We start from the raw sequence: 7818 nt of genomic DNA on the forward strand, positions 1-7818 counted from the left end.
TGACATGAGGAAAGATAGCGCGTAGTATTTAATCAACCTACTGCTCAGTACGGTTACACGGCATTCTGGAGAAAGGACGGCAGCGTGACGGCGTCGAACGATCTCGCGCACTGGCGCGGCCAGGTCTTTAGCCGCCTGTTACAGGTGGTGCTGCTGCTTGGCTGCGTCACGGCCATACCCAGCGTGCTGCTGGCCGCGAGCGAAGCGATCTGGTCCATCGTCGTCCTCGACTTGCTGGCCATCGGCTGGGTCGGTGTCATCTGGCATCTGCGCGCCATGCCCTACCGCTGGCGAGTGTGGCAATTCCTCATCGTCGCCTACCTGTTGGGCGTGGGCTTGCTGCTGAAAATCGGCCCCGTCAGCCAGATCTACATGATGCTCATGCCCGTGCTGGCGGCACTGCTGCTGGGCATGCGGCCAGCCCTGTCCACCCTGGCCCTGACCTCGCTGACCATCTTTTTTCTCGGCCTGCATCCCGACGTCGCCCTGCACCTGCCGGGCACGCCCGATTCTCCCGTGCTGCGCGCGCTGATCGTGGCCCTGAACTTCCTGTTTATCGCCGCCGTGCTGACCCTGTCCTGCGCCTTCCTGCTGCGCCACCTGGAAGACAGCAGCCAGGCCCTGTCGCAACGCAACGCCGAGCTGCGCTTGACGGCCACGGCGCTGGCCCGCCTGAACGACATGGTGATGATCGCCGAAGTGGCCGACGTGGCGGATGCGCCGCCCGGCCCCGGCGCAGTGCCGGCCACGCGCATCATCTTCGTCAACGACGCCTTCGAGCGCAGCAGCGGCTATGCGCGCGCCGAGGTGCTGGGCCGCAGCCTGCTGTTCCAGCAAGGCCCCGCCACCGATACGGACGAGCTGGCGCGCATCGCCGCCGCCATGGCCAGCGCCCAGCCGGCCAGGGCGGAGTTGCTGAACTACAACAAGGCCGGCAAGGCGTACTGGGTCGAGGCCGAACTGGTGCCGTTTACGGATGCGGACGGCAGGCAGACGCACTGGGTGGCCGTCGAGCGCGAAATCAACGAACGCAAGAAGTCGGAAGCGGACATCCACCGCCTGGCCTTCTACGACGTGCTGACGGGCTTGCCCAACCGGCGCCTGCTGATGGACCGCATCGCCCATTTACTGGCCGCCGCGCCACGCGACAAAACAATCAGCGCGCTGATGTTCATCGACCTCGACCACTTCAAGCACATCAACGACGCGCGCGGCCACGCCACCGGCGACGCGCTGCTGCGCCTGGCGGGCGAACGGCTGGCGCAGCAGATGCGCAAGGCCGACACGGTGGCGCGCATCGGCGGCGACGAATTCGTCGTGCTGCTGGCGCACCTGGCCGATGACCTGGACAGCGCCGCCCATGCGGCAGCCCAGGTGGCCGAGAAAATCCGCACCGCCATCGCGCGCGACTTCGAAATCGGCGGGCAGTCCTATCATTGCAGCGCCAGCATCGGCGTGACCTTGCTGCCGAAAGCGGGCCAGCAGGCGCACGACCTGCTGCGCGAAGCCGACATTGCCATGTACCGTGCCAAGGCGGAAGGGCGCAACGGCATCGCCTTCTTTGAAGCGGCCATGCAGGCGGGCGTGGAGCGCCGCCTGACCCTGGAACGGGCGCTGGCGCGCGCCCTCGACATGGGCCAATTGTGCATGCGCGTGCAGCCCCAGGTCGACCGCGATGGGCGGGTGACGGGCGCCGAAATGCTGATGCGCTGGCCGCAGCCGGACGGCACGCACATCGCGCCGGGCGTGTTCATCCCCATCGCCGAAGAATCGGGGCTGATCGTCAGGCTGGGACACTGGGCCCTGCGCGAAGCGTGCCGCGCCGCCAGCCTGCTGGCGCAGGCGCAGACTGGCCAACCCGTGGCCCTGTCCGTGAACGTCAGTCCGGCCCAGTTCCGCCAGCCCGATTTCGCCGCCCGCGTGCAGGCGGCGCTGGCCGAACACGGCACGCCGGCCGGCGCCCTGATCCTGGAATTGACGGAAGGCTTGCTGATCGACCAGCGCGACGCCTCGCTGGCGCGCATGCGTGCACTGGCAGCCCTGGGCATCCGCTTCTCCATCGACGATTTCGGCACCGGCTATTCCAGCCTCGCCTACCTGACCTCGATGCCACTGTACGAACTCAAAATCGACAAACGCTTCATCGACGACACGCCGCGCGACACGGCCATCGTGCAAGCGATACTGGCCATGGCGCGCCACCTGGGCTTGCGCGTCGTGGCCGAAGGCGTGGAAACGCAGGAGCAGGCCGACTTCCTGGTCGCCCACGATTGCGACGGATTGCAGGGCTATCTGTATGCGCGGCCCATGCCGCTCGATGACTTTATCGCCTGGCTAGCCCTGCCCCGGGCTTAGCTTTCCGACATTTCCTGTACGAAACTCCTCCGTTAAAATACCGGCCTCATAGCCTGTACCTTCACCATCCCCTTTGATTAAAGTGATCCCCGATGCGTCTGGTTCTTCCCCTGCTGCCGCTCCTGCTGCCGCTGCTGCTCTCTCTGCAGCCCGCCGCCCATGCGGCCCCTACCACCACCGCGCCCACGCCGATCACGCTGGATCAGGCGATGGCCGATCCCGACTGGATCGGCACGCCCGTCGAAGCGGCGTGGTGGGGCTGGAATGGCCAGCTGTATTACAAGCAAAAGCGCCTCGGTTCGCCCTTGCGCGACACCTATCAATTGCCAGGCGCCAGCGCCAAACTGAATAGCGGCAAGAAGGTGGACGATGCGCAACTGGCCAACCTCGATGGCCAGCAAATGGTCGTCAACCGGGCCGGCACGCGCGCCATCCTGCTGCGCAACGGCGATTTGTTCGAACGCGACCTGAAAAACGGCGCCTTGATCCAGATCACGCGCGGCGTCACGGCCATCAGCGATCCGCAATATTCTGCCGATGGCGGCGCCGTGCAATACCGCAGCGGCACCGACTTTTTCAGCTGGAGCCGAGTTGACCGCCTGAGCGCCCCCGTGGCCCTGTTGCGCGCGGCCAAGGACCCGGACGCCAAGCCGGAAGCGGACGCCCTGCGCGAGCTTCAGCTGCGCCTGATCGTCAACCTGGCGCGCCAGAAGGAATACCGCGACGCCAGCCGCGAGCGCCGCCACGAAGAGCGCCGCCTGGACAGCACGCGCGCGCCGGAACCGATCTACCTGGGCGAGAAAGTCACGATTTCCGGCAGCACCCTGTCGCCGGACGGCCGCTGGCTGCTGTTCGTCACGCAAGACAAGGCCGCGGAAAAAGGCAAGCTGGGCAAACTGGCCCGCTACGTGACGGAAACGGGCTACCCGGACGTGGATGACGAGCGCACGCGCGTGGGCCGTAACATGCCGATCGCGCAAAGCCTGAAACTGGCCGACCTGCGCACGGGCCAGGTGCGCGAGATCGCTTTCGACAGCCTGCCCGGCATCGCCACCGATCCGCTGGCGACTCTGCGCATCGAGCAAAAACTGCCGCCGTTGAAGGGCAACCGTGGCGTGCGCATCGACGCACAGCGCGACGGCATCGCCTGGACCGATGACGGCAGCAAGGTAGCCGTACGCGTGCGCGCCATCGACAACAAGGACCGCTGGATCGCCAATGTCGACCTGGCCAATGCCGCCCTGGTGCCCGTGCACCGCATCAGCGACGCGGCCTGGGTCAACCGCCGCGCCGACGCATTCGGCTGGCTGCCCGACAACGCCACCTTGTGGTATTTGTCCGAGGAAAGCGGCTACGCCCACCTGTACGCGAAAACCGGCACGGCACCCGCACGCGCGTTGACGCAAGGCCAGTGGGAAGTGAGCGCCGTCGAGTGGAGCCGCGATGGCAGGAGCGCCTATTTTCTATGCAACCGGCAAGCGCCTGGCACGTATGAAGTGTGCGCCAGCACGGCCAAGGAGGGCGGCGCGCGTGAAATCACGAATCTGAAAGGCGTGGAAAACTTCGGCCTGTCGCCCGATGGCGGCAAGCTGCTGCTGCGCTATTCGAGCAGCTATGTGCCGGCCCAGCTGGCCACGGTTTCTATCTCTGGCGGCAAGGCGAATATCCTGACGGATACGCGCAGCGACGCCTTCAAGGCGCGCAGCTGGGTCATGCCGGAACTGGTGCAAGTGCCGTCCACGCATGGCGCGGCGCCCATCTGGGCCAAGCTGTATCGCCCTGCGCAGCTGGAAGCGGGCAAGCGCTATCCCATCGTGATGTTCGCGCACGGCGCCGGCTACCTGCAAAACGTGACCGAGCGCTACCCCGTGTATTTCCGCGAACAGATGTTCCACAACCTGCTGGTGGAGCAAGGTTATATCGTGCTCGACGTCGATTACCGCGCCTCGATGGGCTACGGCAGCGCCTGGCGCACGGCCATCTACCGCCAGATGGGGCACCCGGAACTCGAAGACTTCATCGACGGCGCCAATTGGCTGGCACAGCAGCACCAGGGCGATATCCAGAACGTGGGCATCTATGGCGGCAGCTATGGCGGCTTCATGAGCCTGATGGCCCTGATGCGCGCGCCGGACGTCTTCAAGTCCGGCGCCGCCCTGCGCCCCGTGACGGACTGGACCACTTACAACCACGAGTACACGGCCAACATCCTGAATACGCCGGACGTCGATCCGCAAGCCTACAAAATCTCGTCGCCAATCGAATACGCCGACAAACTGACGGGCAACCTCTTGCTCGCCCACGGCATGATCGACGATAACGTGTTTTACCAGGATTCCGTGCGCCTGTCGCAGCGCTTGATCGAGCTCAAAAAGGATAAGTGGGAAATGGCCAGCTACCCGATGGAGCGCCACGGCTTCGTGCAGCCGGAAGCGTGGTATGACGAATACCGCCGCATCTATCAGCTGTTCCAGAGAACATTGAAATAAACCTCGATGCCCGCTTGTCTGCGGGTATTTTTATGTACGGCGTCTTGACGTCAATCAAACGGCACCCACCGAGGCGTCGTGTTACTCGCTGGCGGCAGGATGTGCCGGCACGCGAATCGCGCTTGCCATTTACGCAAGCGTGGCACATGATGAAGGCATGCAAACGCCAAACTACTCCGCCCTGCTGCGCGCCGTGTGCGCCAGCTTCCTGCTGCTGACCGCCAGCGCCTGCGGCAGCGCCCCCACGCACGATGCGCCGCCCGCCCCCGGCAATGCCGGCTTGCTGGCGCAAATCCAGGCGGAAGTGGGCGCAGCCGCCTGCGATTCCACCCAGCAATGCAAGACCATCGCCATCGGCGCCAAGGCCTGCGGCGGCCCCGAGCGCTACCTGGCCTGGTCCAGCAAGGACTATGACGGCAAGAAACTCAAGGCACTGGCCCAGGCGCAAGCCGAGGCGAGCCGCAAGCAGCAGCAGGCAGACGGCATGATGTCGACTTGCGCCATCGTCACCGATCCGGGCGCCACCTGCGAGGCGGGACGCTGCGTGCTGCAAAAGAGCGGCCTGGGCGGCAGCACCGCCATGTAACTGAGTGATTCGGCAACCAGTCAGGACTGTAGCTGCAAGGTCTTGACGATCTTGCTGTCTACCTTCTCGCCCGCGCCCGAAGTGGTATTCCGGCTTTCCTTGCGCAGCAACAATAAATGGTCACCGCTGACGCCATACTGGCGCGTCTCGTCCGTTTTTTGCGTAAAGCTGACGACGACGAAGGCGCGCCCGCTCACGTCAAAGTGGAAATGGCTGGCCAGCGGCGTGCCGTCGGCGGCGATCCACACCTCGATGCCGCCTTCGAACTTCTTTACATACTTGCGGTCCTTTTCCGGCACCTTGTCGAGCGACAAGGTAAAACTGAGCAGGCGTGCCGGCTTGCCCTTGTAGTTATCCATCTTCTCGCCGCTGAACACGGCTTCCTCGATTTCGCGCGACAGGGCGTCCGCCGCCGACACCATGGACCGCAGCTCCGTCGCCTTCATTTCTCCCAGCGCAAAGCCGATCGGCGTCTTGACGTTCGGATCCTTTGCCTTGGCGCGCTGCTCGGTGTCCACTTTCGCCAGCAAATCCTTGCCATAGAGCACCTGCAAGCCCGCCGGCCCGCCCTCGACAGCCACCAATGCCTGGCCGCTATCTTCTTCCGCCGCCTTGCCCTCGCCCTCGCGGCGCCAGGTTTTCGATTCGACCTGCGCCTTGATAGGCATCTGGCCCTGCAAGCGCGCCAGCGCCGCAGTCAAATCGGCCAAGCCATCGGCCCGCGCCGTACCGCAAAACAAACTGAACAAGCTTGCCACCACCAGGCCTTGCACTCCACCACGTCGTCGCATCGTCGCATCCTCATGTCACATATCGATGCCAAAACACCATGTTTTGGCCATCTGTTGCATTTGAACACAGCTAACTCTGGTCAGGTGGAAAGTCTTTCTGCTATAATTCGCCGCCTTGGCCTGGTAGCTCAGTCGGTAGAGCAGAGGATTGAAAATCCTTGTGTCGGTGGTTCGATTCCGCCCCGGGCCACCAAGAATTCAGCAGTACATAGCAAAAAAGCCAACCTTCGGGTTGGCTTTTTGTTTGCAGGCTCAAAAAAATCTTTGCCCCGGTCCATCTATGATGCCCGGTAGGCCACCGTACTTCGGGCGGCTCCGCTTGTTGCTCAGCGTTAATATACTCCACCATGCCGAGCACGACCGCCTGAGATCAGGGCGTTGGACTATTCAGTTCTTGGCACCCATGCCTTAACCTTTGCAAACATTTTTTCATGCGCCGCATCTGTCTCATTGCTGTCAAAGGAAGCAAGTAGCCTGGATAGGGTTGCGGCTTTATGGCCTCTGAAGCTAGATAACAGGCACCAGAAGTAAGCTTGCTGAATATCCTGCGGGACGCCTCTGCCGTAAAGGTACATCAAGCTTAAATTGTACTGCGCACCAGCATCACCTTGATCCGCCGCTCGGCGATACCATTTAACCGCTTGCTTCTCATCCTTGATAGGCCCGCGACTGCTGGCATACAGCACACCCAGATTGTATTGCGCGTCGACGTAGCATTGCGCCGCCGCTTTTCGATACCAGCTCACAGCTTGCTGCTCGTCTTTCGGGACACCATCCCCACTGGCGAACACTAAGCCCAATTCAAGCTGTGCGTTGGCATGCCCTTGTTCAGCAGCCTTGCGATACCAGGTCACCGCCTGCTGACCGTCCTCATGCATGCCCCACCCGTCTGCCGCTGCCGTTCCCATACGATATTGCGCACGAGCAAACCCATCATCGGCGGCTCTGCGATACCAACTGATAGCTTGCACTGGATCCTTGGAAACCCCATGTCCGAATTCGTGCATCCCTCCCATGAAAAACTGTGCGAGAGTGTAGCCCTGCTCTGCCGCCTTGCGATGCCAAGCCAGAGCCTGTTGCCAATCCTGGGGGACTCCCTTTCCTTTGCCGTACATTACGGCCAGGTTCTGCTGCGCATCTGCCAAGCCCTGTTCCGCAGCTTTTCGATACCATGAAACCGCCCGTTGCTCATCTTTTGAAGTACCCACGCCGTTGGCATACATCTCGCCCAACTTGTTCTGCGCCACCGCATTACCATCCGCAGCGAGTTTCGCGTAGCCCGTTAAAGATGCGGGGTAATCTTTCGGCTCATATGCTGTGTTGACTTCGTCTAATGTCGGGGACGACATAGCGGCTTCGGCAGCAAGTGCGAGTGTCAACAGACATGTCAAAAAATGGAATTTCATGGTTGAATGACCTTTATCAGAAAAAATTTCTTCCAAACCATTTAGACGGAAAGTCACTACATTGTATAGTGGATCCCGAATCTGAGACGATGGTTTAAGCTGTGGTCCGTGAAAGGATGACAGCAAATGAGTGAAGGTAAAAAACGTCGGGTACACACGGCCGAGTTCAAGGCGAAGGTCGGTCTGGAGGC

The 7818-nt window shown here is 62.3% G+C and carries 5 protein-coding genes and 1 tRNA gene; 4 read left to right on the forward strand and 2 right to left on the reverse strand.

Annotated elements, in window-relative coordinates:
- The first annotated feature begins 84 nt into the window (after positions 1 to 84).
- The 3 genes from CSZ94_RS21300 (at position 85) to CSZ94_RS21310 (ending at position 5430) form a co-directional block, all read left to right on the forward strand.
- On the forward strand, positions 85 to 2355 hold the full coding sequence (locus CSZ94_RS21300; RefSeq protein ID WP_102123355.1) for a putative bifunctional diguanylate cyclase/phosphodiesterase: 2271 nt from the start codon (positions 85 to 87) through the stop codon (positions 2353 to 2355).
- Between the two features lie 92 nt (positions 2356 to 2447).
- Positions 2448 to 4844 (forward strand): S9 family peptidase, encoded by a 2397-nt coding sequence (locus CSZ94_RS21305; RefSeq protein WP_102123356.1) that lies wholly within the window; start codon positions 2448 to 2450, stop codon positions 4842 to 4844.
- Positions 4845 to 5001: 157 nt separating this feature from the next.
- Positions 5002 to 5430: a hypothetical protein gene (locus CSZ94_RS21310; protein ID WP_102123357.1), complete on the forward strand. Its 429-nt coding sequence runs from the start codon at positions 5002 to 5004 to the stop codon at positions 5428 to 5430.
- Between the two features lie 20 nt (positions 5431 to 5450).
- On the opposite strand, the gene CSZ94_RS21315 is transcribed toward CSZ94_RS21310, so the two are convergent.
- On the reverse strand, positions 5451 to 6221 hold the full coding sequence (locus CSZ94_RS21315) for a hypothetical protein (protein WP_258001132.1): 771 nt from the start codon (positions 6219 to 6221) through the stop codon (positions 5451 to 5453).
- 117 nt (positions 6222 to 6338) lie between these two features.
- Here CSZ94_RS21315 and CSZ94_RS21320 point away from each other — a divergent pair.
- A tRNA-Phe gene (locus CSZ94_RS21320) sits at positions 6339 to 6414 on the forward strand.
- A 190-nt stretch (positions 6415 to 6604) separates the two neighbouring features.
- Here the strand turns inward: CSZ94_RS21320 and CSZ94_RS21325 are convergent.
- Positions 6605 to 7818 (reverse strand): tetratricopeptide repeat protein (locus CSZ94_RS21325; protein ID WP_146009866.1); only part of this gene is annotated, 1214 nt, incomplete at its 5' end.

This window comes from Janthinobacterium sp. ROICE36, assembly GCF_002869965.1.
GTDB lineage: Bacteria > Pseudomonadota > Gammaproteobacteria > Burkholderiales > Burkholderiaceae_D > Janthinobacterium.